Source organism: Actinophytocola sp., assembly GCF_035634895.1.
In the GTDB taxonomy this organism is placed as follows: Bacteria; Actinomycetota; Actinomycetes; order Mycobacteriales; family Pseudonocardiaceae; genus Actinophytocola.
On sequence record NZ_DASQCC010000266.1, the window covers coordinates 56456 to 79118 of the forward strand.

Annotated in this window: 20 protein-coding genes; 12 read left to right on the top strand and 8 right to left on the bottom strand. The window is 69.8% G+C overall.

The window, feature by feature from the left end; genetic code table 11:
- Positions 1–165 precede the first annotated feature (165 nt).
- Positions 166–1140, top strand: a complete 975-nt coding sequence (locus VET29_RS41115) for a hypothetical protein (RefSeq protein WP_324931943.1) — start codon at positions 166–168, stop codon at positions 1138–1140.
- A gap of 137 nt (positions 1141–1277) precedes the next feature.
- On the opposite strand, the gene VET29_RS41120 is transcribed toward VET29_RS41115, so the two are convergent.
- The 6 genes from VET29_RS41120 to VET29_RS41145 all read right to left on the bottom strand — a co-directional run bounded on the left by VET29_RS41120 (position 1278) and on the right by VET29_RS41145 (position 7940).
- Positions 1278–2693, bottom strand: coding sequence for a pyridoxal phosphate-dependent decarboxylase family protein (locus tag VET29_RS41120; protein WP_324932103.1), 1416 nt, complete (start codon positions 2691–2693; stop codon positions 1278–1280).
- A 17-nt stretch (positions 2694–2710) separates the two neighbouring features.
- Positions 2711–4039 (bottom strand): MFS transporter, encoded by a 1329-nt coding sequence (locus VET29_RS41125; RefSeq protein ID WP_324931945.1) that lies wholly within the window; start codon positions 4037–4039, stop codon positions 2711–2713.
- Positions 4040–4097: 58 nt separating this feature from the next.
- Complete coding sequence (gene fxlM / locus VET29_RS41130) at positions 4098–5276, bottom strand: methyltransferase, FxLD system (protein WP_324931948.1); 1179 nt, start codon at positions 5274–5276, stop codon at positions 4098–4100.
- A 19-nt stretch (positions 5277–5295) separates the two neighbouring features.
- Entirely contained in the window at positions 5296–6072 is a 777-nt protein-coding gene (locus tag VET29_RS41135) for an ABC transporter permease (RefSeq protein ID WP_324931951.1), read from the bottom strand.
- Positions 6069–7061, bottom strand: a complete 993-nt coding sequence (locus VET29_RS41140) for an ABC transporter ATP-binding protein (protein WP_324931954.1) — start codon at positions 7059–7061, stop codon at positions 6069–6071. Before VET29_RS41140 ends, VET29_RS41135 begins: the two co-directional genes overlap by 4 nt.
- Before the next feature lie 210 nt (positions 7062–7271).
- Entirely contained in the window at positions 7272–7940 is a 669-nt protein-coding gene (locus VET29_RS41145; protein WP_324931957.1) for a PadR family transcriptional regulator, read from the bottom strand.
- A gap of 48 nt (positions 7941–7988) precedes the next feature.
- Between VET29_RS41145 and VET29_RS41150 the strand changes: the two genes are divergently transcribed.
- Positions 7989–8696, top strand: coding sequence for a histidine phosphatase family protein (locus VET29_RS41150; protein WP_414636739.1), 708 nt, complete (start codon positions 7989–7991; stop codon positions 8694–8696).
- Between the two features lie 311 nt (positions 8697–9007).
- The gene (locus VET29_RS41155) at positions 9008–9289 is read left to right on the top strand and encodes a hypothetical protein (protein WP_324931962.1); all 282 of its coding nucleotides are present in this window, start codon (positions 9008–9010) and stop codon (positions 9287–9289) included.
- A 143-nt stretch (positions 9290–9432) separates the two neighbouring features.
- Here the strand turns inward: VET29_RS41155 and VET29_RS41160 are convergent, their stop codons facing one another.
- Together VET29_RS41160 and VET29_RS41165 are read right to left on the bottom strand one after the other, a co-directional pair.
- Positions 9433–10350, bottom strand: coding sequence for a LamG-like jellyroll fold domain-containing protein (locus tag VET29_RS41160; protein ID WP_324932106.1), 918 nt, complete (start codon positions 10348–10350; stop codon positions 9433–9435).
- Positions 10351–10355: 5 nt separating this feature from the next.
- Positions 10356–12407 (bottom strand): PQQ-dependent sugar dehydrogenase, encoded by a 2052-nt coding sequence (locus VET29_RS41165; RefSeq protein WP_324931964.1) that lies wholly within the window; start codon positions 12405–12407, stop codon positions 10356–10358.
- Between the two features lie 212 nt (positions 12408–12619).
- Between VET29_RS41165 and VET29_RS41170 the strand changes: the two genes are divergently transcribed.
- The 9 genes from VET29_RS41170 (at position 12620) to VET29_RS41210 (ending at position 22612) form a co-directional block, all read left to right on the top strand.
- Positions 12620–13399 carry a DeoR/GlpR family DNA-binding transcription regulator gene (locus VET29_RS41170; RefSeq protein ID WP_324931967.1) on the top strand — a complete coding sequence of 260 codons (780 nt, stop codon included), beginning with the start codon at positions 12620–12622 and terminating at the stop codon, positions 13397–13399.
- A gap of 123 nt (positions 13400–13522) precedes the next feature.
- Complete coding sequence (locus tag VET29_RS41175) at positions 13523–14602, top strand: ABC transporter substrate-binding protein (RefSeq protein WP_324931970.1); 1080 nt, start codon at positions 13523–13525, stop codon at positions 14600–14602.
- Entirely contained in the window at positions 14602–16203 is a 1602-nt protein-coding gene (locus tag VET29_RS41180; RefSeq protein ID WP_324931973.1) for a sugar ABC transporter ATP-binding protein, read from the top strand. Before VET29_RS41175 ends, VET29_RS41180 begins: the two co-directional genes overlap by 1 nt.
- Before the next feature lie 23 nt (positions 16204–16226).
- Entirely contained in the window at positions 16227–17168 is a 942-nt protein-coding gene (locus VET29_RS41185) for an ABC transporter permease (RefSeq protein ID WP_324932109.1), read from the top strand.
- Positions 17165–18166 (top strand): ABC transporter permease, encoded by a 1002-nt coding sequence (locus tag VET29_RS41190; RefSeq protein ID WP_324931976.1) that lies wholly within the window; start codon positions 17165–17167, stop codon positions 18164–18166. Before VET29_RS41185 ends, VET29_RS41190 begins: the two co-directional genes overlap by 4 nt.
- Before the next feature lie 11 nt (positions 18167–18177).
- Positions 18178–20643, top strand: a complete 2466-nt coding sequence (locus tag VET29_RS41195) for a LamG-like jellyroll fold domain-containing protein (RefSeq protein ID WP_324931979.1) — start codon at positions 18178–18180, stop codon at positions 20641–20643.
- A gap of 94 nt (positions 20644–20737) precedes the next feature.
- Positions 20738–21226, top strand: a complete 489-nt coding sequence (locus VET29_RS41200) for a YbaB/EbfC family nucleoid-associated protein (protein ID WP_324931982.1) — start codon at positions 20738–20740, stop codon at positions 21224–21226.
- Between the two features lie 10 nt (positions 21227–21236).
- The gene (locus VET29_RS41205; protein WP_324931985.1) at positions 21237–21551 is read left to right on the top strand and encodes a hypothetical protein; all 315 of its coding nucleotides are present in this window, start codon (positions 21237–21239) and stop codon (positions 21549–21551) included.
- Entirely contained in the window at positions 21548–22612 is a 1065-nt protein-coding gene (locus tag VET29_RS41210; RefSeq protein WP_324931988.1) for a hypothetical protein, read from the top strand. The genes VET29_RS41205 and VET29_RS41210 overlap by 4 nt, the downstream gene beginning before the upstream one ends.
- The last annotated feature ends 51 nt before the right edge of the window (positions 22613–22663 follow it).

The window sequence follows — 22663 nt, forward strand, 5'->3', positions numbered from 1 at the left end:
CCCGGGGCGGCACACTCCACCCCGACGACAGTACGTCAGGATCACCCCCGAGCGTCAGATGGAACGACGAGACGCGGCCGGGGAACGCCGGCCGCTGGTCCTTTGTGGACGTGCAGGCGGTCTCGCCGTCGGGTGGGTCCCGGCGAACCGGCAGAATGGGCAGCCATGAGCAGCTGGCAGGAAGTACGCGCTTACCTGCGGTCACACCGCTACGACCTGGCCACCGGGTTCCCGGCGGGGCTCGCGGGAACACCGCTGCTCTCCCGCCCGGAATGGACGCCTGCCGCGCCGATTCCCCTGTCCTCGCTGGAGATCTCGTTCGCGCGGGCGCCCGGCTGTGACCTGCCGGTGGCGTCCGGTCACCCGGGTTACGCCAGCTACTCCGCCGCGATGGCCGCGCTCGACGCGCCCACCGTGTTCGAGAACCGGCCGACCTGGCGGCTGCTCGACGCCGACCTGGCCGGTCCCGCACCGCGGCTCGTGTTCGGCGACGGGTGGTACTTCGACTCCATCGACACGGGTGAGGCCGCCGCGCACGAGTACGCGGCGGCCCGGCTCGACGGCACGCCGACCCCGCTGCGCGATGCCGTCACGGACCCCACCGACCTGCGCCTGCGCCCCGCCAACATGGCCGTCAGCGCCCTGACCGTCCGCGGCGGCGACCAGTTCCTCCTGCACTGGCGCGACCCGGCCAAGGTCGGGCACGCCGGCGGGCTCTACCAGGTCGTGCCGGTCGGCGTGTTCCAGTCGTCCGGCCCGGACGACTTCGACCTCTGGCGCTTCATGCTCCGCGAGTACGCCGAGGAGCTGCTCGGCGAGCCGGAGGTCGATGCGCCGGACTACGAGACCTGGCCGTTCGCCACCGCCATGACCGCGGCCCTCGACACCGGCCACCTCACGGCCCACGTACTGGGACTCGGCGTCGACCCGCTGACCTACGCGACCGACCTCCTCGTACAGGTGAGCATCGACACCGACACCTTCGACGAGCTGTTCGGCGCATGGGTGGCCGTGAACGACGAGGGCGCGGTCACCATGCGCCCGTTCACCTCGACATCGACAGAGGGCCTACCGATGCAGGCCGCCGGCGCGGCCTTGGTCCGCCTGGCACTCCCCCGCGAGTCCCGCGTTCAGCCATAGCGAGTCCCGCGTTCAGACACCACGAGTTGCGGTTTCGTGCAGACACGCCCAACGCGACTCGGACTCGGTGTGCACGAAACCGCAACTCGGTATGCGCGAACGCGGGACTCGGTGTGTTTGAACGCGGGACTCGCGCGTTAGGGGGTGGGGGTGTAGAGGGCGCTCAGGAACTCGGCCAGTAGGCGTTCGCGTAGGGGTGGTGGGGCGGCTGCCAGCATGGTGTTGATCTCGGCCATGCGGGTGGGGGCCGCTACTTCCGTCAGGCCGGCTGTCGCCAGTAGTGCCGCGAAGTTCTCCGGGGTCAGCTCGGCCGGGTTCAGGGACGCGATGATCGACGCCATCTCGGGGGGTACCGTGACCGGGCCACGTCGCCGGGCGGCGGCGACAGCGGACGCCAGGTCCTCGATCAGCAACGACTCCGCGCCGTGGTTCGCGGCCGTTACCGTCAGGTGGAGGTTCGGGCGGGACAGCTCGAAACCGAACTGTGGCTGTAGGTACCAACCCCGCTCGGTCATCTCGTCGGCCACCGTGAACACGTCGAAGTCGTCCGACGTGGCCGCCACCGACAGCAGGGTCGACCGTGGATCGCCCTGTACCGCCAGGCCCTCCAGCGACTCGATGCCCGACCGGACCGCGCGGACCGCGGACAGCACGCGGGCCGCCAGCTCACGGTAACCCTCGTCGCCGAGGTGGTTCAGCACCGCCCACGCCCCGGCCAGGGGGCCGCCCGAGCGGGTCGACTGGAGCGTCGAGTTCAGCATCGTGTACCCGGGCCAGGACGCGCTCGCGAAGAACTGCGGGCGCCGCAGCTCCGCGTTCGCGTGCAGCAGCACGGACGTCCCTTTCGGACAGTAAGCGTACTTGTGCAGGTCCACCGACAGGCTCGTCACCCCGGGCACGGACAGGTCGAAGTCGGGCAGGGACACGCCGAGCGAACGGAAGTACGGCAGCACCCAGCCACCGATACAGGCGTCCACATGGCACCGGACACCCCGCGCGGCGGCGGCCGCCGCGACCTCGGTCACCGGGTCGATCACGCCGTGCGCGTACGACGGCGCGCTCACCACCACCAGCACCGTGCGGCCGTCGATCGCCGCCGCCATCGCCGAGGGGTCCGCGGTGAACGACGGCGTCACCGGCACCGTCGCCAGTTCGACCTCGAAGTAGTGCGCCGCCTTGTGGAACGCGGCGTGCGCGGTCGACGGCACCACGATCCGCGGCCGTTCGACGTCCGGGCGGGCGACGCGGGCCGCGTGCACCGCCAGCATGCAGCTCTCGGTCCCGCCGGACGTCACGCTGCCCACCGTGGCCGGTCCACCGCCGAGCAGCCCGGCCGCCGCGGCCACGATGTCGTTCTCCATCCGCAGCAGGCTGGGGAACGCCGTCGGATCGAGGCCGTTCGCCGAGCTGGCCAGCGCGTGCGCCTCGGCGGCCAGCGAGTCCAAACCGGACAGTCCGCTGTCGTAGACGTAGGCGAGGGTGCGGCCGCCGTGCGTCGGCAGGTCGCCGGCCCGCAGGGAACGCAGCGAGTCGAGGACCCGGTCCGCGGGCAGACCAACGGTAGGCAGGCTCACGTGGCGAACAACTCCTTGTGCCGTAACAACGGCAGCGCCGCGAGTGCGAACAGGGCGGGCACCAGCCCGGCGCCGATGACCACGGCGGTCACCGCGCTCCCGGGCTGCGTGACCTCCTCACCGGACGACGACACGTACCCGCCGACGGCCAGGATCAGCCCGTACAGACCGGGGCCCAGCGCGAGACCGAGTGTCTCGCCCGCGGTCCACACCCCGGCGAACACGCCGGCGCGGACCTGCCCGGTACGCCTCTCCTCCGCGCTGATCACGTCCGGCAGGATCGACAGCGGGAACACCTGCAGCCCCGCGTACCCGATCCCCGCCACCGCCACGAACAGCACGATCGCGACCGGCGGCAGGGCCCGCGCGAACAGCGCGCCGCACATGCCGAACGCGAAGACGAAGGTCGAGACCACGTAACCGAAAAGCTTGCCGTAGCGCCCGGCGACCCGCTGCAGCACCGGCATCACGAGCAGCGCCGGCCCCACGAACGCGACGAACAGCAGCGGCTGCCACGACGCGTCCCCGAGCGCGACGCGCGCCAGGTAGTCCACACCGGCCAGCAGCGTGCCGATGCCCACCGCCTGGACGACGAACGCGCCCAGCAGCACCCGGAACGGCCGGCAGTCCCGTACCGCCGCGATGGTCTCCCGCCAGCTCGCCACCGACGGCAGCGGCGGCGCGACCCGGGTCCGCGCGGTGCCGATGAACACCGCGATCGAGCCGAGGAGGATGAGCACGCCGACGGCGATGCCCATGATCCGGTAGCCGGCGAGGCCGCCGACGACGTCCCGCACGGCCGGCGCGCCCGCGCCGCTGATCAGGATCGCGACCGCCAGCAACGCGATGCGCCATGCGGTGAGCCGCGTCCGCTCGACCGGGCTCGTCGTCAGCTCGGCCGGCAAGGCGTTGAACGGCACCACGAAGAACGCGAACGCGGTGGCACACAGGACGAACACGACCGCCACGTACGTCGCGTCGAGCGCCGTCGAGCCGGTGTCCGGGCCGGCGAACAACGCGGCGAAGAGGATCGCGAGCGCGACGCCGCCGTAGATCAGGTACGGCCGGCGGGCACCGAGCCTGCCGGTGGTGCGGTCGCTCATCCGTCCGGCGATCGGGTTGAAGACGACGTCCCACGCCTTCGGCAGCAGCACGAGCAGACCGGCCACCGACGCGGCCACGCCCAGCTCGTCGGTCAGGTACGGCAGCAGCAGAAGCCCGGGCACCGTGCCGAACGCGCCGGTCGACAGCGACCCGAGGGCGTAGCCGAACCGCGTGCGGACACCGAGCCGGTCCTCCGGCAGAACGTGAGAGGTATTCGCCATTGTGCGTGCACCCTACAGGAGCAGAGGCGGAAGCGAACGCCATCGGGAGGTCCAGCCCTTACCACGACAGGATGAACCGGCACTCCGCCTTCTCGAGCACGATGTCACCGTCCGGGCCGGACACGCCGGCCGGGTACGCGTCGATGCGCAGCCCGTCGGTGCCCGGCCGGCCCGCCGAGATCCAGTCCTGGACGTGCGCGAGCAGTTCGCCGGCGACCGTGTCGTCGCCGTAGCCGAGCACGGCCAGCTCGCCGTCGGCTCTGCTCAGCAGCGCCACGCCGTCGTCGCCGAGGATCCCCGCGGTGACGGTGGACTCCGGCGCCCGCATCGGCGCGGCACGCAGCGTCGGCACGCCGGCGCCGGCGACTTCGGACAGTCCACACCAACGCGGCTCCCGCACCGCGAGCCACAGGCTGAGCCCGTCGAACAGTTCCGCGGCGCTCGGCGTGGTGCCCGTGCCGACCACGGTCGGGGCCTCGGCGAGCACCGCCGCGAGCGCGTCCGGGTCGACGGCGCGATCGTGCGGCAGGCTGAGGGTGACCGACTCGCCGACCCGGTAGCTCCGCTCCGGCCCGGCGAACGGGCCACGCATGCGCATGAAGCCGCACGGCTGCGCGGACCGGCTGGTCCAGTGGTCACCGGCCAGCTCGAACGCGACCGAGCGCTGCACGCCGTGCAGGTCCAGCGGCACCACGAGCCGGCCGCCCGGCGCGAGCTGCTCGCGCCAGGCCGGGGCCAGGTCCCACACGCCGACGGTCGCGATGATCCGGTCGTACGGGGCGCCGTCGGGGCACCCGAGTGCGCCGTCGCCGGTCACCAGGGCGACGTCCGCGCAACCGGCGGCGTCGAGGTTCTCGCGGGCGTGCTCGACGGTGTCCGCGTCGAGGTCGACGCTCGTGACGCGGCCCCGCCCGCCGACGATGCTGGCGAGCAGGGCCGCGTTGAACCCGGTGCCGGCGCCGATCTCCAGCACGCGCTGGCCGCCGCGTGCGGCCAGCTGGTCGAGCATGATCGCCATGATCGTCGGCTGGGACGACGAGCTGATCGGCCGGCCGTCCCCGTCGCGCTTGGTCACGATCGCCTCGTCCCGGTACGCCTGCTCAGGTGGCAGGTCGGGGAGGAAGAGGTGTCTCGGCACCGTCCGCAACGCGTTGACGACCGACGGATCGGTGGCCGCGCCCTGCTGTAGTACCTGACCGAGTAGGCGCAGCCGCAACGCGTTCAGCTCAACGGGCACCCGGCCAATGCTGCCAGGATCAGAGCGATCGTTGGTAGGACCGGAAGGCGCGGGTGGCGACGAACCCGGCGACGACGGCGACCGCGAGCAGCCCGCCGAGCCGGACGAACACCGCTGACCAGTCCGGATCCGCCGACAGCGCCTGCCTGGCCGCGACGACCGCCCAGTCGACCGGGTTGTAGGACGAGACGGTCTGGATCCAGTCCGGCGCCACCTCGCGGGCCATCATCGCCGAGGAGAGGAACGACAGCGGCAGGGTGAGCATCGTGGAGAACCCGATGAGGGACTCCCCGGTGCGCACGATCAACGCCATTCCGTTGGACAGGCAGGAGAACGAGGCGCCGAGCAGCACCGCCGCCAGCAACATGACGAGGACGCCGGCGATCCCGCCCGAGAACTCCGCGCCGAGCGCCAGCCCGACCAGCACCACGACGACACCCTGCACGACGATCGAGACCGCCTGGTTCAGCACCGACGCGAGCATCATCGCGCCCCTGCTGACCGGCGAGGACAGCATGCGGTCCATGACCCCGCGGTCCATGTCGTCGATGAACGCCATGCCGGCCCAGCCACTGCTGAACAGCACGGTCATGATCACCACGCCCGGGGTCAGGAAGTCGATGTAGGAGCCGGTCGCGAAGCCGGGCAGCTCGACGACCCGCTTGAACAGCTGGCCGAACAGCAACAGCCAGATCATCGGCTGTACCAGCATGATCACCACGAACGCCGGCTGGCGCAGGGTGAACATGACCAGGCGGTGGGTGAGGAAGCGGGCGTGTGGGACGAGGGTGGTCACCGGGCCACCTCCAGCTGGTCCTTGCTCGCGTCGGCGGAGGCGAACGTGCGGCCGGTGTAGCGCAGGTAGACGTCGTCCAGTGCGGGACGGGCGACCGTCACCGCGGCCACCGCGACCGACGAGCGCTCCAGTGCGGCGAGTGCCGCCGGCACCGCGCTCGCGCCGTGGTCGACGCGGGTGCGGATGGTCCGGCCGGACACCGTGATCTCCCGGGTGCCGGCCAACCCCTCGATGGCCGTGCGTGCGGCGTCGACCGACGCCTCCGGCGACAGGTCGATCACGACCGCGTCGCCACGCAGCTCACTCTTCAGCTCCTCCGGGCTGCCCTCGGCGACGAGCCGGCCGCGGTCCACGATGACGAGTTGGTCGGCGAGGTGGTCGGCCTCCTCCAGGTAGTGCGTGGTCAGCAGGATCGTCAGCCGCTCGCTGCGGGCCAGCCGGGCGATCTCCGACCACATCTCGCTGCGGGCCTGCGGGTCGAGCCCGGTGGTCGGCTCGTCGAGGAACAGCACCGTCGGCCGGTGCACCAGGCCCATGGCGACGTCGAGCTTGCGCTGCATGCCGCCGGAGTACTGCTTGACCAGCCGGTTCGCGGCCTCGGTCAGGTCGAACAACGCGAGCAGCTCGTCCACCCGCTGCTTCGCCGCGCGGCCACGCATGCCGTGGACATGCCCGACGAGCAGCAGGTTCTCCCGGCCGGTCAGTTGGGGGTCGGCGCCGGTCTTCTGGGTGACCACGCCGATCGCGCGGCGTACGTCGTTCGGCCTGGCCAGCACGTCGACGCCGGCCACGGTCGCGGAGCCGCTGGTCGGCCGGGACAGCGTGGTGAGGATCTTGATGGTGGTGGACTTGCCGGCGCCGTTCGGGCCGAGCAGCCCGAAGACCGTGCCGGCACGGACCGAGAAGCTCAGCCCGCTCAGGGCCGTGACGTCCCCGTACCTCTTGACTAGGTCGACGGCCTCGATGGCCGTCTCGTGCGCATGCGTCATCGACGCTTCCTCCTGGTTGGGTCAACCAGGCCCGTCCGCACGCACGGCTATTGTTGAAGGTGCGCCTGGTGCCGGTTACGAGCCGAGCCTGGGTTTCTGGTCACTGGCCGGGTGTTGCCGCACCCGGCCAGTGTTGTGTGACGAACTCTCCCCCTTCGTATATTCGAAGTCGAGTATGTCGCTGACATCATGGTGACGTCAAGAGTGATGTCACTGGTTCGGCCAGGTGACGCCTTCGTCCTTGACGGCCTGCTCCCACTCGGACACGCCCGGCACGCCATCGGCGATCTCGTGCGCCCGCCGCCACGTCCTGATCGCGGACAGCTCGCCCTTCTTGATCTTCTCGATCACGCCGTTCACGAACTCACGCTCGGCTCGCCGCATGGCCAGCACGTAGGTGGCCTCGATCGCCCACAGGTAGGACATGTCCTCGGTGGTCGCCCAGCCGGCCAGCATCCCGTCGCTGGCGGCGATCTCCGCGTCCAGCCGCATGCGGCGGACCTCGAGCAGGCGCAGCGCGTCGTCCGGGGACAGCACCGGAATGAGCGACAGCGCGGCCTCGAACTGGGTGTACTCCTTGACGGGCACGGCGAGCAGCTCGGAGAGCCAGTCGATCAGCTCGATCCGGCCGGGGTCGGTGATCGCGTAGACGGTGCGCTCCGGGCGGCGGCCCTCGCGCACGGTCTCGTACACCTCGATCAGCTGGTGCCGCACGAGCGCGTCGACGACCGAGTAGAGCGAGCCGTAGTTGAGCTTGATGCTCTGCTCCTTGGCCCGTTCCCGCAGCGTGCTCGACATCTCGTACGGATGCATCGGCTTCTCCCCCAGCAAGGCGAGCACCGCGAGCGCGAGCGGGTTGCCGACCTTCCGCTTGCCCATGAACGTCAGAATACTCGACATCGAGTATTCGATGAGCGGCAGTGTTCAATGGAGGCCGTGACCAACCCACCCGAGTACCGACAGCACCGATTCACCCTTCCGCCGGGCGCGACCGAGATCCTGCTGGTCAGGCACGGCGAGTCCGCCCCGGCGCGCGAGGACCGGCCGTTCCCGATGGTCGACGGGCAGGGCGACCCGCCGCTCGCGGAGTTCGGCGAGCGGCAGGCAGTGCGGGTCGCCGACCGGCTCGAGCACGAGGAGCTCGACGGCCTCTATGTCACGAACCTGCAACGCACCCACCAGACCGCGGCGCCGCTGGCGGCACGGTTGGGCGTCACGCCGGTGGTCGAGCCGGGGCTGCGGGAGGTCATGCTCGGCGAGTGGGAGGGCGGGCTGTTCCGCATCCGCGTGGCCGAGCGCGACCCGCTCGCGGTGGAGATGTACACGAAGGAGCGCTGGGACGTCATCCCCGGCGCGGAGTCGACCGAGGCGTTCGCCGAGCGGATCCAGGAGTCGATCGAGCGCCTGGCCGCCAAGCACGTCGACCGCCGGATCGCGGTGTTCACCCACGGCGGCGTGATCGGCCAGGTCGTGTCCATGGCCACCGGCGCCCGCCCGTTCGCCTTCACCGACGGCGACAACGCGTCGATCACCCAGCTCGTCGTGTGGGGCGACCGCTGGCTGATCCGGCGCTTCAACGACACGGCCCACCTGGACCTCCGCTTCACGCTGTCCGCGGAGCCGCTGGGTAGCTGAGAGCCGGCAGCACGACGCTCCGACAAGCGCTGGTCGCCTACCGGTGAATGCCCCGTACCCGTTCTGGGGCGGGGCATTCACGATTTTTTCCGAAAGTTACCTCCCTCGCCCGATCAGGTAATGATGCAATTCTCGGGCGAGTCGAAGTTGCGGGCGTGCCGCAATTACCGCAGTCTTGGCAACGCACTCGCCCGGTCCCCGACCCGCCCATATCGGACCGGGCACATCGGCGGGCGGCACGTCGTCGAGCGGCCTCCCCCTCGCGCTCCGGCGTGCCGCCCGCCCCCAGTAAACGCCTTGAGGAGCAAGGAATGACGGCCGAGCACGAACGGCTCCTCGACCTGGTCGAGCCGCTGCGCGCAATCGGCTGGGTTTTCCTCCCCACCACCCTGGCCGCCCCGACGAAACGCCGGATCGTAGACGCCCTTTTCGGTCTCCGCACCCACGACGACCTGGAGGACAACATCCAACTGTGGGAGCAGTGGGCGACCGCCGGCCGCCTCCAAAAAACAAACGGACACGAAATCCAGGTCTGGCAGACCTCAGGCCAGATCGAACACGTCATACACGAAATTCTGGCCCTAAACAAATAACCCGCGAGTCCCGCGTTCGCACATAGCGAGTCGCGTTTTCGCACATAGCGAGTCGCGTTTTCGCGCAGAGGGCGTGTGCACGAAACCGCAGTTCGATGTGCATGAACGCGGGACTCGGTGTGTTTGAATGCGGGACTCGCGGGTTAGTGGGTCCAGGAATATTGGTGTTGGATTTCTTTGGGGGTGAGGGCGCGGTTCAGGAACATCAGGTCGTCCATGCGACAGTTGCATGGGTTGCGTTCCTGCGTGTTCTGGGGGAAGCTTCCGCCGATCTTGATGCCGCGCGGGTCGGAGGCGGTGGTCAGGTGTGGTGACGGGGTGCTGGTGAGCTGCCAGGGGTCACCCGCGGTCGCGTAGAAACCGTCCAGTGGCTTTCCGTTGCGGTACAACGCCATTTGGCCGGTGTCGAAGTCGAACGTCGCGGCGAGGAACACCCACTGGTTCGGCGGCAGGATCCGCGGCCACGGCAGGTTCGCCGCGAACGTCTGTGACGCGCCGCCGTCGATGCGTCTGCCGAGGGCGACCACCCGGATCTGGCCCTGGACCTCGAACACCTCCATCAGCGCCCGGACCGCGTGCCCGTCGGAGTCCCCGGTGAGCACGCCGGCCAGCCCGAACGCGTTGTAGAAGTCGTCCGGGTTCGAGGTCTGGGTGTTCGGCGCCGGGTTGACGCCGGTCAGCTTGAACCAGCCCATGACCGTAGCCTCACGGGCGGCGTTGAACGCACGCAGCGACGGCACCCCGGACGCCGAGTAGGTCCCGGCCTTCCAGTCGTCGTTGCCCGGCGCCGTGCCGACCTGACCGAGCTGCACCGCGTGCCGGAAACCGTCCCGCACCACCGGCGCACCGTTGATCAGGCTGATGTTCGTGTGCGACCTGCCCTGGTCGCGTACCACCGACCCCGAAACGTGCTCGAAGTCGTAGTACGCCACCAGGTCCCGCCTCAGCGACGGGAGCACGCCGCCCGGCCGGTGGTGCCCCGCCCCCGTGGCGGAGACGGGCACCGTCCCGGACAGCGCCGCGAGGACCGCACAACCCAGCGCGATCACCAGCCGACGCATCCCGGTCACGACCGCACGGCTTTGCCGGTGACGCGGAAGTCCCTGGTCCGCCCGATGTTGTCGAACGAACCGAACCCGACGCGCCCGGAGGTGAAGGTGTGGTCGACCGCGGTCATGACCAGCCTGCCGTCGACCCGGACCGCGATCTCGCCGCTGGACGCGCATCGCGTGACGCTCACGTTGTGCCACTTCAGGTCCGTGATCGCCGGTGGCGCGCCGTGGGACTGCACCGGGTCCCACTGGTGCTCGATCCGCAGCCGGTCCGCGTTGTTCACCACGAAGATCCCGTTGTGCGGGTAGATCGTGTTGTCCGTGGAGAGATGCGCGTAGTAGAACTGCGTGTCGGACCGGTAGCCGAACACGATGATCACGTCGCGGTTGACGATGTCGACCGGCGTGTCGAGCCGCACCTTCGCGTCCACGCGGACGTCCGCGAACTCCGGCCCCTTCGAGACGACGGCGTACTCGAACGGCCGGCGCGGAGCGCCCCGGTCCGCCCCGGCCTCGGCCAGCACGGCCTCGCTGCCGTGGAACTCCCACTTCGCCGGGGTCACCGGCGCCCACGAGCTCGCGCCGTGCGGGGCCACCCTCGTGTGGCCGGTCGAGCAGCCGGCGAACCGCTGCGTGCCGGTCACCTTCCAGATCTTGCCGTTGGCCTTGGCGATCAGGTACAGCTCACCCTTGCCGTCCTGGCCGAACCGCAGGTCGACGCGCTTGTCGCCCACCAGCTCCTGGAACGTGGTACGGACACCGCCCGCGTACACCTGCGCCTGGTGGATCTGCGCGAGCGGGCCGCCGCGGCGCATCTCGTTGGCGTTGGTGAAGAAGATCCGGCCGTCGACCAGGTCGGTGAACAGGTACTTGCCGCGCAGCTCGGGAATGCTGCCGCGGTAGACGAAACCGCCGTCGATCGCGTGCCCGGAGTCCGAGCACAGGTTCGAGCCCGGCGGCGGGTTGTGGTCGAACGCGGCCACCGGGTAGGTGTAGCCGAACTGCGCGTCGTCGGCCGGCAGCGGGTAAACACCGCACTGCGGGTCGCCGCGCTTGTACACGAACGGTCCCTCGCGCTCGCTCCAGCCGAAGTTGTCGCCGGCCCTGACCTCGTCGACCGCCTCGATGCGGTGCTCGCCGATGTGGCCGAGGTACAGCCGGCCGGTGGCCGGGTCCCAGCTGAACCGGTGCGGGTCGCGGAAGCCGCGTGCGTAGATCTCCTGCACGACCCCGGCCTGGCCCGCGTACGGGTTGTCCGGCGGGATGCCGTACTGGTCACCGGTCCCGCCCGAGCCCAGCGGGTCGATCCGCAGGACCTTGCCGAACGGGTTGGTCAGCTCCTGCGGCACCGTCGAGATCGCGCCCTTGCCGCCGTCGCCGGAGGCGATGTAGAGCACGCCGTAGTCGCGGCCGCCCCTGCGGGCGTACGGGTTGAAGTCGATCTGCTGGATCGCGTGGATCTGCCCGTGCTCACCGAGCCGCATGATCTCGCGGTGGGTTCCGGAGAACGTGTCCGCCGCCGGGTCCGCCGCCGTCCACTCGGTGATGATCGAGTGCAGGAACGGCGGGTCGGTCTCGACCGGGAAGGTCGTGGGCTTGCTCAGCGCGGCGCCGTTCTCGCTGTGCACGGTGTAGAACCTGCCGTTGCGCCGGAAGTCCGGGTGGAAGGCGACGAACCCGGAGCCGGTGCCGAGGCCCCGGCCGGAGAAGAAGTCCGGGAACTGCGCCTTGACGTCGAGGAAGACGTGCTGGACGCCGTGGTCGAGCAGGTAGATGTCGCCGTTCAGGTCCGGCACGTACAGCCGGCCGGAGCCGTCCGGCACCTCGCCGAGGTGGTTGATCCGCGCCCACCGCATCAGGCGCGGGTCCGTCGGCGCCGGCGTCGGCTCGGACTTGGGGAACTGCGCGAACTCCTGGACCGTGAGCCCGAGGCTCGACGGCACCGGGTCCGGCAACGGGTCCTGGAGAGGTTCGTCGGCCTGTGCCGCGGCGGTTGCCGGCACAGCAAGGCCGGCAGCCATCACCGCACCGGCGATCGCTACCAGCCACCGTCTTGTCTTCGACATATCCGCCCACTTCCCTGTGGGTTAGACGTGGTCAGGAAAGCGCTTTCCGGAAAGCGCTTTCCTGACCCTACCGACGGGCTCCGCCCCGATGCAAGGCCCGGACGGACGCCCTGCGCCGGCGGACCCTTCGAGCCCCCCGATGCCCCGGCGGACCTTCCGGGCATTCGTCGCGTTCGGCCGGGAGGGGACGAACGGCGGTTATGGTCGTTCGCGTGTTCGCCGCTGAGCGTCGTCAACGAATCCTCGAGCTGGTCCGGTCGAGTGGTGCCATCTCCCTTCGAGAGCTTGCCAGGCAGGTGCAGACGTCGGAAGTCACCGTTCGCCGGGACCTGCGTGCCTTGGCGGCACAGGGTTTGCTCGACCGCCACCACGGCGGCGCCGCACTGCCCGGCGGCCTTTCGCACGAGCCGACGTACTCCGAGAAGACCCATGTCGCGTCCGACGCGAAGGCCGCGATCGCCGCGCTGGCCGCGTCCCTGGTCAGCGACGGCGACGCGATCGTGGTCGGCGCCGGGACAACCACGCAAGCGTTTGCCGCGAGGTTGACCAGGCACAACGAACTGACGGTGGTGACCAACTCGCTGCTCGTCGCGTCCGGACTGGCCGGTGCGCGCGGGGTCGACGTGGTGATGACCGGCGGGACGCTGCGTGGCTCCATTCACGCCACCGTCGGCGGCACCACGGAGCAAGCCCTTTCCTCTGTACAGGGCACCCGGTCGTTCATCTCCGGCAACGGGCTGACGTCGGCCCGCGGACTGTCCACCCCGAACCTGACGGTCGCGGGCGTGGATCGCGCGCTCGCGGGCGCGGCGCGCGAGGTGGTCGTGCTGGCGGACCACACGAAGATCGGCGCCGAGGCGTTGCTCCAGACGGTCGCACCGGAGGACATCCAGCACGTGGTCACCGACGACGCCTCCGACCCGGCCGAGCTGACCGCGTTGCGCGATCTTGGTATCACGGTTCATGTCGCCGCCGTGGAGGCGACGGCCTAGTGAGCTTTTGTTCAGCGATTGAACGAATCTGTTGAGTCTTGACAGAGAAGTTTCGTTTGTGACTGAATCTGATCGGTGAGGTCGCCAGCGAGGGCGCGACCTCCCTGATCGGCGGGAGTGCCAATGACGGCATCACGTTTGCTTCGCCCTGTTCAACTGGCTGGCATCGCCGTTGCGGCGGTCGCGCTCACGCTCGCCGGCTGCACGAAGTCCGAGGACTCCGGCGGCGGTTCCACCGCGAGCAGTGGCGGTCAGCAGGTCGCACAGGAGGACTCCAGCAGTCCCACCTGCGATCTCAAGCAGTACGGCGGCGAGAAGGTCGACCTGAAGAACGCGGTCGTCGGGTTCTCCCAGTCGGAGAAGGAGGCCAACCCGTTCCGGATCGCGGAAACCCAGTCGATCAAGGACGAGGCGGCGAAGGTCGGCGTCAAGCAGCTGCTGACGACGAACGCGAACTCCCAGCTCAACAAGCAGATCTCCGACATCCAGGACATGATCAACCAGGGTGCGCAGGCCCTGATCGTGGCACCGCTCAACTCCGACGGGCTGGAGCCGGCGCTGGCCGCCGCACGTGCCAAGAACATCCCGGTGCTGACCGTCGACCGCAAGGTGAACTCCGAGCCCTGCAAGGACTACGTGTCCTTCCTCGGTTCGAACTTCGTCGAGCAGGGCAAGCGTGCCGCGGACGAGATGGCGAAGGCCCTGAACAACAAGGGCAAGGTCGCCATCCTGCTGGGCTCGTCCGGCAACAACGTCACCACCGACCGGACCAAGGGCTTCGTCGACGAGATGAAGAAGACCGCGCCGGACGTGGAGATCGTCGCGCAGCAGACGGGTGAGTTCACCCGCGAGAAGGGCCAGCAGGTGATGGAGCAGATCATCCAGGCCCAGCCCGACATCACCGGCGTGTACGCGGAGAACGACGAGATGGCCCTCGGCGCGCTGGTCGCGTTGAAGAGCGCCGGCAAGGCCCCGGGCACCGACATCCAGGTCGTGTCGATCGACGGCACCCGCAACGCCGTGCAGAAGGTCGTGGACGGCGAGATGGCCGCGGTCGTCGAGTCCAACCCGCGCTTCGGCCCGCTCGCGTTCGAGACGCTGAAGAAGTTCCTGAACGGCGAGACGGTGTCGCAGAACGTCGTCATCTCCGACAAGCTGTACGGCAAGGACAACGCGTCCGCCGAGGTCTCGAACGCCTACTAATGGAGCCGATTCTGGTCGCGACGGCCGTCGGCAAGCGGTTCCCCGGGGTCGTCGCGCTGTCCGAGGCAGACCTGTCGCTCCACGCCGGCGAGGTGCACGCGCTGGTCGGTGAGAACGGCGCCGGGAAGTCGACCCTGATCAAGGTGCTGACCGGGGTCTACCAGCCGGACGACGGCACACTGCGGTACCGGGGCGAGCCGGCCACCTTCGGCTCGCCCATGGCCGCACAGCGGGCGGGCATCGCGACCGTGTACCAGGAGGTCAACCTGGTGCCGCTGCGGTCGGTGGCGAGCAACCTGTTCCTCGGCCGGGAGCCACGGCGGTTCGGGCTCGTCGACTTCCGCGCGATGAACACCCGGGCCCGCGAGCTGCTGTCCTCCTACGGCGTCCACGTCGACGTCACGCGTCCACTGAGGACACTCGGGATGGGTGTGCAGCAGATGGTCGCGGTGGCGCGGGCCGCCGCGACCGAGGCCCGGGTCGTCATCCTCGACGAGCCGACGTCCTCACTGGAGCCACGCGAGGTGGACACGCTGTTCGGCATCATCGAGCGGCTCAGGGCCGACGGCGTGGCCGTGCTGTACGTGAGCCACCGGCTCGACGAGCTGTACCGGATCTGCGACCGGGTCACGGTGCTGCGCGACGGCCGCGTCGTCCACAGTGGACCGATGGCCGACCTGCCCCGGCTGAGGCTGGTCGCGACCATGCTCGGCCGGGACCTGGAGGAGGTCCGCCGCGAGGGCGCCACCAAGTTCGAGGGCGAGCACACCGCGACCGATCACCCGGTGCTCACCGCGACCGGCCTGACCAGCAAGCACCGGCTCGACGACGTGGCGGTGACCGTCCGGCCCGGCGAGATCGTCGGACTGGGCGGCCTGCTCGGCGCGGGCCGCAGCGAGACGGCCATGGCGATCGCCGGCGCGCTCCCACTGGACGGCGGCGAGGTCTTCGTCGACGGCAAGCGGATGCGCACGGGGTCGGTCGCGGTCGCCATGCGGGCCGGGGTGGTGATGCTTCCGGAGGACCGCAAGGCCGACGGCATCCTGCCGGACCTCTCGGTGCGGGAGAACATCGTGCTGGCCGCGCTCCCCCGGCTGTCCCGCACCGGTCTCGTGTCCCGGAAGCGGCAGGACGCGATCGTCGACACGTTCATGAAGCGGTTGCGGATCAAGGCATCCAGCCCGGACCAGCGTGTCGGCGACCTCTCGGGCGGCAACCAGCAGAAAGTACTGCTGGCCCGTCTTCTCTGCACGCAGCCGAAGGTGCTGTTGCTGGACGAGCCGACCCGCGGCATCGACGTCGGCGCGAAGGCCGAGGTGCAGGCGCTGGTCGACGAGCTGGCCGACGAGGGGCTCGGCGTGGTGCTGATCTCGTCGGAGTTCGACGAGGTGGTCGAGGGTTCGGACGCGATCGTGGTGCTGCGGGAGGGGCGGGTGGTCACGACGTTGCGTGGCACGAACGTGAACGAGGCGGCGTTGCTGGACGCGCTCGCGGAGGAGGAGCGGAGCGAACGAGCCGCTGCCGGACTGACTGAGGAGCGGGCTCGGGAGCGAGGGACGAGCGTCGAGCCCGCGCCGACGGAAGGAGGCGGCCGCGAGTGAGCGGAGCGACCAGTCAGCACAGCATGACCGCGCTCGCGGCGCGGCCGCGGGTGTGGTTGCGCGACAACGGGGTCTACGCCGCGATCGTCGTGCTCGTGGTCTACAACCTGTTGTTCACCGTCAACTTCGCGACCGTCGCGAACCTGAACACCCAGCTGGTGCAGGTCGCGCCGATCCTGATCGTGGCGCTGGGCATGGCACTCGTGATCGGCACCGAGGGTGTCGACCTGTCCGTCGGCTCGGTCATGGCCATCGCGGCGGCGATCCTCCCGCTGTACCTGGGTTACGGGCTCCTGCCGGCGATCGGGCTGGCGCTGGTCGCCGGCGCGCTGTGCGGACTGGTGAACGGGACGCTGGTCGCGGTCGTCGGGATCCAGCCGATCGTGGCGACCCTCGCGTTGCTGGTCGGCGGGCGCGGGCTCGCGCTGGTGTTCGCGGACGGGCAGCTGAAGGACATCCGCAACGACTCGCTGCTGGAGCTGGGCGCCGGCAAAGCGCTGGGCGTGCCGTACGTCGTGCTGATCGCCATCCTGTTGACGGTGCTGGTGTTCCTGCTGGTCCGGTACACGACCTTCGGCCGGCAGTTGGTCGCGGTCGGCGGCAACCGGTCGGCGAGCGGGCTGGCGGGCCTGCCGGTGCGGCGGGTCCTGATGACCACCTACGTGATCTCCGGCGTGCTCGCCGCGATCGCCGGCGTCGTGGCGACCGCGCGGCTGACGGCGTCGGACCCGTCGTCGGTGGGGACGCTGTACGAGCTGGCGGCGATCACGGCGGTCGTGGTCGGCGGGACCCCGCTGTCGGGCGGGAAGGTCCGGGTGCTGGGCACGGTCGCGGGCGCGCTGCTGATGCAGCTGATCACGGCGACGCTCATCAAGCACAACCTGCCCGACTCGACGGCCCAGATCGTCCAGGCGGCGATCATCGTGGTCGCCGTGTACCTGCAGCGATCGAAGGCGGCGGCATGACCGCGGTGACCGAGACCGAGGCGACCTCCGTCGCCACGAACCGCACGACCGGGCGCGAGCGGTTGGCGGGCCTGGCACAGCGGCGGGGCTCCGTCGTCGTGCTGGCGTTGCTGGTGATCATCGCGTCGTTCTCGTTCGACCGGTTCGCGACCGTCGGGAACGTGCAGAACATCGCGATACAGAGCAGCTTCCTCGCGATCGTCGCGCTGGGCATGACGTTCGTGATCATCTCCGGCGGCATCGACCTGTCCGTCGGCTCGGTGTTCGCGCTGGGTGGCGTCCTCACCGCGTACGGAATCCAGTGGGGCAGCGTGGTCGGGCTGCTGCTGCCACTCGTGGGTTGCGGTCTGATCGGCCTGCTCAACGGCGCCCTCGTCGCCTACGGCCGGATGGCGCCGTTCATCGTCACCCTCGCCACGCTCCTCGGCGCGCGCGGGTTGGTGCTGGCGACCACCGACGAGGGCTCGACCACCCGCCTGATGTCCCGCGACGCGCTGCTCACGAAGCTCGGCCAGGGCACGTTCCTGGGCCTCGGGATCCCCGTCTGGATCACGCTGGTGCTGTTCGCGGTCGGCGTCGTCGTGTTGCAGCGCACGGGTTTCGGCCACTCGATCCTGGCGGTCGGCGGCAGCCGCGAGGCGGCGACGCTCATGGGCCTGCCCGTCGTCCGGAACACGATGCTGGTCTACCTCATCAGCGGCCTGACCGCGGGCCTCGCCGGCGCGCTGGCCGCCGCCTACTCGGCCTCGGGCGTCACGATCGTCGGTGAGGGTCTCGAACTGGACGCGATCGCGGCGGTCGTCATCGGCGGCACGCTGCTGACCGGCGGCGCCGGCACGGTCGGCGGCACGCTCGCCGGCGTCCTGCTCCTCCGGGTGATCCAGAACGTGATCAACCAGGTCGGCACCCTCAACGCCAACTACCAGACGGTGGTGAGTGGCGCGTTCCTCGCCGTCGTCGTCGCCGTGCAGGCATATCTCAGCCGAGCGTCTCGATAGGAGGTTGGTCGATGTTCCGAAGAACTCTGGCCGTCGCGGCCCTGGTGGTGGCCGGGCTGGCGCCCGCGCTGCCGGCCGCGGCAGAGCCGGTGTGGCACGCCAAGACACCACCGATCAGCACGCCGTGGACCCACCTGGTCGGGCCCAACAACGCGTTGCCCGAGTACCCGCGCCCGCAGCTGACCCGGCCGGAATGGAAGAACCTCAACGGAGTCTGGCAGTTCGCCGGCGCGACGGCCGGTGAGGCGCCACCCGTCGGCCAGTCGCTGCCGGAGCGGATCCTGGTGCCGTACCCCGTCGAGTCGGCGCTGTCCGGGATCATGCGCGTCGAGGAGCGCATGTGGTACCGGCGCACGTTCGAGGTGCCGTCGAAGTGGCGCAAGGACCGGCTGGTCCTCAACTTCGGCGCCGTCGACTACGACACCCGGGTGTGGGTCAACGGAAAGCTCGTCACCACGCACCGCGGCGGCTACGACTCGTTCTCGGCGGACATCACCTCGGCGCTGAAGCCGCGCGGGCAGCAGGAGATCATCGTCGGCGTCGAGGACCTGACCGACAAGACGTGGCAGCCCGTCGGCAAACAGCGGCAGGTCCCCGACCGCGGCATCTTCTACACGTCCAGCTCGGGCATCTGGCAGACGGTGTGGCTGGAACCGGTGCAGGCAAGGCATGTCACGAAGCTGGAGATGACGCCTCGGCTCTCCGACAGCACGTTGCGGCTGACCGCACGGTCGTCCATCGAAGGCACGGTCGAGGCCGTCGCGTACGACAAGGGCCGGGTGGTCGGCCGCGTTCGCGGGCCGGCGAACGAGGAGCTCGCGCTGAAGGTGCCGCACGCGAAGCTGTGGTCGCCGGACTCGCCGTTCCTGTACGACCTCAAGGTGACCCTGCTGGACCGCAAGAAGAAGGTCGACGAGGTCGGGTCGTACTTCGGCATGCGGGAGATCGGCACCGCCCCCGGCGCCGACGGCAAGCTCCGCATCACGTTGAACGGCAGGATCCTGTTCAACATGGCGACCCTGGACCAGGGCTTCTGGCCGGACGGCATCCACACGGCGCCGACCGACGCCGCGCTGCGGTTCGACCTGGAACAGCACAAGGTCCTCGGCTTCAACGCGGTCCGCAAGCACATCAAGGTGGAGCCCGACCGGTGGTACTACCACGCGGACAAGCTCGGTCTGCTGGTGTGGCAGGACATGCCGGCGATGAAGACGTCGAACGAGGTGCCGCCGCCGGACGCACGCGCGGAGTTCGAGCGTCAGCTGCACCGGATCGTGGACCAGCACAAGAGCTGGACGTCGATCGTGGTGTGGGTGCCGTTCAACGAGGGCTGGGGCGAGTGGTCCCGCGAGGACACCGGTCGCATCGCCGACGACGTCAAGGCGCAGGACCCGAGCCGGTTGGTCAACGCGCACAGCGGCGTGAACTGCTGTGCGTCGCACGGCGACTCGGGCCGCGGCGACATCATCGACCACCACGCGTACACGGGCCCCGCGACGGTGTCACCGGAGGGTTCCCGGGTGTCGACGGACGGCGAGCACGGTGGTTTCGGCCTCGAGGTGGCGGACCACATGTGGTTCGGCGACGGGCACGCGTACGAGATGGAGCCGGACTCGACCACACTGACCAGGCGGTACGTCGAGAACCAGCGTGACGTGCTGACATCGGCGCAGCGGTGCGGGATCTCCGGCGCGATCTACACGCAGATCACGGACGTGGAGCACGAGGTCAACGGCTTCTTCACCTACGACCGGCAGGTCCAGAAGATGGACTTCGGGCAGGTCCGTGACGTGAACCAGCAGATCATCCGCGGCGCGGACGGCTCAGGCGCCGGCGCTCCGCAACCGCCGCCCGGCACACCGGGCCCGGACGGGATCGCGTACTACCCGTTCAGCGAGGGCACCGGCACCGTCACGTCCGACGAGGCCGGCTCGCACGACGGCACGCTGGTGAACAACCCGGCGTGGACGACCGGCGTCAACGGAAACGCCCTGCAGTTCAACAATTCCTATGTGGACACCGGGGCGTCGCTCGTCGACACGGCGGTGCAGAACTACTCGGTGGCGGCCTGGGTCCGCATCGACGACCTGAACGGCTTCCAGACCGCGGTGAGCCAGGACGGTGACGCCAACAGCGGGTACTTCCTGCAGTACTCGGACCAGGACGACCGGTTCGCGTTCAGCTTCGTCGGCGCGCGGGCGCTGGCGCCGGCACCGCCGACGCCCGGCCAGTGGTACCACCTCGTGGGCGTCCGCGACGCGGCGGCCGGGACGCTGAAGCTGTACGTCGACGGTGCGCTGGTCGGTCAGACGTCGGCGTGCCTCGGCTCGTCGGCGACGGGCCACACGGTGATCGGCCGTGCGAAGTACGGCGGCAACCAGGTCGACTTCTGGCGCGGCGCCATCGACCAGGTGCACGTGTACGACCGGGCACTGTCGGACACGGAGGTGACCCAGCTGTACTCGTCGGGTAACTGATCACTCCGAGAAAGGGGGCCGGGCGTCGCGCCCGGCCCCCTTTCCCATGTCGAACCGCGCACCAGGCGTGACCTGGTGCGCTAGCCTCGTAACCATGGCAAACCCGTTCCAGGACCCGGAAAGCATGCTGCGCGAGCTGCGGCAGCAGGCGGCGGAGCTGGAGACCAGGGCAACGCGACTGCGGGACGACCTGGCGGCGGCGAGCGCGACGGTCACGTCCCCGGACGGCGCCGTGACGGTGACCCTGTCGCCGACCGGTGCGCTGCAGGACATCTCGTTCACCGCGAAGGCGGCGGCCCACAAGCCCGAGGCCCTGGGCCCGCTGGTGATGAAGACGGTGCGGGCGGCGCAGGGCGAGGTCTCGAACCGGGTGGCGGCCTCGTTGGCCGAGCAGTTCGGCGACCCGGAGACGATGGACTTCATCACCCAGTTCATGCCCGCGCCGGAGGAACCGAAGCGGTCCCGCGACGAGGAGTTGGACGGCGAGGAGTTCGACGGCAACGTGCTGCGCAAACGGCAGGGCCGCGTCCCGCAGGACCCCAGGACCCGCCGCCCGGACGAGGGTGGCTCACTGCTGCGCTGAGGGGGACACCATGACCTTCGACGGCACGAAGGTGGACGTCGACGAGCTGAAGAAGTTCGGCAGGCTCGCCCACGACCGCGCCGAGAACACCACGTCGGCGGCGGACGCGGTGGCGGGGGTGCACGTGAGCCCCGGCATGCTCGGCGTGTTCAGCCTTTTCTTCCTCGACAGCACGAACGAGAACCAGCGCAAGCTCGTGTCGAACCTCCGGACCACGGCCGCCACCCTGGCGGATGACGCCGCCACCGCGACGACCAACGCGGGTGAGGTCGAGCACACCGAGCGGACCCAGACGGAGCGGTTCACGGACGGGGAACCGCGATGACCGAGCCATCGGATTTCACCAACTTCGGCAGTGGGCAGAACTGGGACCAGAACCTCACGGGTGCCGGCATCCTGGACGGCATCGCACAGACCGTCAAGTCGATCCAGAGCGGCGACGTGGCGTCCGGTGTCGCCAACGGCGTGTCGGCCGGGATCGACCTGCTGGGGTTCGTCGAGAACCCGGTCAAGGCGCTCGGCGCCACCGCCATCGGCTGGATCATCGAACATCTCACGGTTCTCGACGCGTTCCTCGACCTGACGGTCGGCGATCCGGGGGCCGTGCAGAACGCCGCCGAGACGTTCTACCAGGCCGCACAGGGCCTCGACGGCATCGCGGCCGAGCAGATCAGGTCGTTCGGCATCGATGTGCACACCTACCGGTCGGGGCGGAGCCCGTCGGCGGTGGCGTTCGAGCAGCAGGTCGGGCCGCGCGGCGACCAGCTGAAGGCGTTGAGCCTCCAGTGTCTTGGCCTCGGACACGCCATGAACGAGGCCGGCATGCTCGTCGCCACCTGTCGCGGGATCATGCGTGACGCCCTGACCGAGTTCGCCTACTGGGTGTTCAAGAAGGGCGTGATAGCCCTGGCCGCCGCGCCCTACACCGGAGGCGGCTCGCTCGCGGCACTGCTGACCGACACCTGCGTCTATTCGGGGCAGGTGGCCAAGAAACTCGCGGACAAGCTCGGCGCCCTGGCCACAGACCTCAAGAAGATAGACGGCAGGCTGGCCGAGGTACTGGACGGCAGAGTGGTCCAACTACTCGACAACCTCGCGAAACTGGCGAAACCCCTCGGCGACACGGTCCGCCACGCGGCGGCCGTCAGTCTGGGCAGGAACTACGCGACGGCAGCGGCCAAGTCAGTTGACGACCTCGTGAGCCTGTCGGCGGCCGACGCCGCGGAACAGGAGGTCACGCGACACGAGGCCGCCGAGCGCGCGAAGCACTCCCATCTTCCGCTTTGGCCGCCACCGGAACCGAGGACTCCTGTCCCGCCGCCGCCGAAGAAGCAGGGACCGGGTCTCGGCGCTCGCTGGACCGCCAGCGGCACGCTGGACGAGTGACCGGTGATCATCGTCGAGGACCGGCGTGCTCTCGTGCTCGCGGAATGACAG

Excerpts from the sequence above, each read along its gene's own strand:
- VET29_RS41115 (WP_324931943.1), top strand. The coding sequence starts at position 166 with ATGAGCAGCTGGCAGGAAGTACGCGCTTACCTGCGGTCACACCGCTAC.
- VET29_RS41125 (WP_324931945.1), bottom strand. The coding sequence starts at position 4,039 with ATGGCGAATACCTCTCACGTTCTGCCGGAGGACCGGCTCGGTGTCCGC.
- VET29_RS41140 (WP_324931954.1), bottom strand. The coding sequence starts at position 7,061 with ATGACGCATGCGCACGAGACGGCCATCGAGGCCGTCGACCTAGTCAAG.
- VET29_RS41145 (WP_324931957.1), bottom strand. The coding sequence starts at position 7,940 with ATGGGCAAGCGGAAGGTCGGCAACCCGCTCGCGCTCGCGGTGCTCGCC.
- VET29_RS41150 (WP_414636739.1), top strand. The coding sequence starts at position 7,989 with ATGGAGGCCGTGACCAACCCACCCGAGTACCGACAGCACCGATTCACC.
- VET29_RS41155 (WP_324931962.1), top strand. The coding sequence starts at position 9,008 with ATGACGGCCGAGCACGAACGGCTCCTCGACCTGGTCGAGCCGCTGCGC.
- VET29_RS41160 (WP_324932106.1), bottom strand. The coding sequence starts at position 10,350 with ATGCGTCGGCTGGTGATCGCGCTGGGTTGTGCGGTCCTCGCGGCGCTG.
- VET29_RS41165 (WP_324931964.1), bottom strand. The coding sequence starts at position 12,407 with ATGTCGAAGACAAGACGGTGGCTGGTAGCGATCGCCGGTGCGGTGATG.
- VET29_RS41175 (WP_324931970.1), top strand. The coding sequence starts at position 13,523 with ATGACGGCATCACGTTTGCTTCGCCCTGTTCAACTGGCTGGCATCGCC.
- VET29_RS41180 (WP_324931973.1), top strand. The coding sequence starts at position 14,602 with ATGGAGCCGATTCTGGTCGCGACGGCCGTCGGCAAGCGGTTCCCCGGG.
- VET29_RS41185 (WP_324932109.1), top strand. The coding sequence starts at position 16,227 with ATGACCGCGCTCGCGGCGCGGCCGCGGGTGTGGTTGCGCGACAACGGG.
- VET29_RS41190 (WP_324931976.1), top strand. The coding sequence starts at position 17,165 with ATGACCGCGGTGACCGAGACCGAGGCGACCTCCGTCGCCACGAACCGC.
- VET29_RS41195 (WP_324931979.1), top strand. The coding sequence starts at position 18,178 with ATGTTCCGAAGAACTCTGGCCGTCGCGGCCCTGGTGGTGGCCGGGCTG.
- VET29_RS41200 (WP_324931982.1), top strand. The coding sequence starts at position 20,738 with ATGGCAAACCCGTTCCAGGACCCGGAAAGCATGCTGCGCGAGCTGCGG.
- VET29_RS41205 (WP_324931985.1), top strand. The coding sequence starts at position 21,237 with ATGACCTTCGACGGCACGAAGGTGGACGTCGACGAGCTGAAGAAGTTC.
- VET29_RS41210 (WP_324931988.1), top strand. The coding sequence starts at position 21,548 with ATGACCGAGCCATCGGATTTCACCAACTTCGGCAGTGGGCAGAACTGG.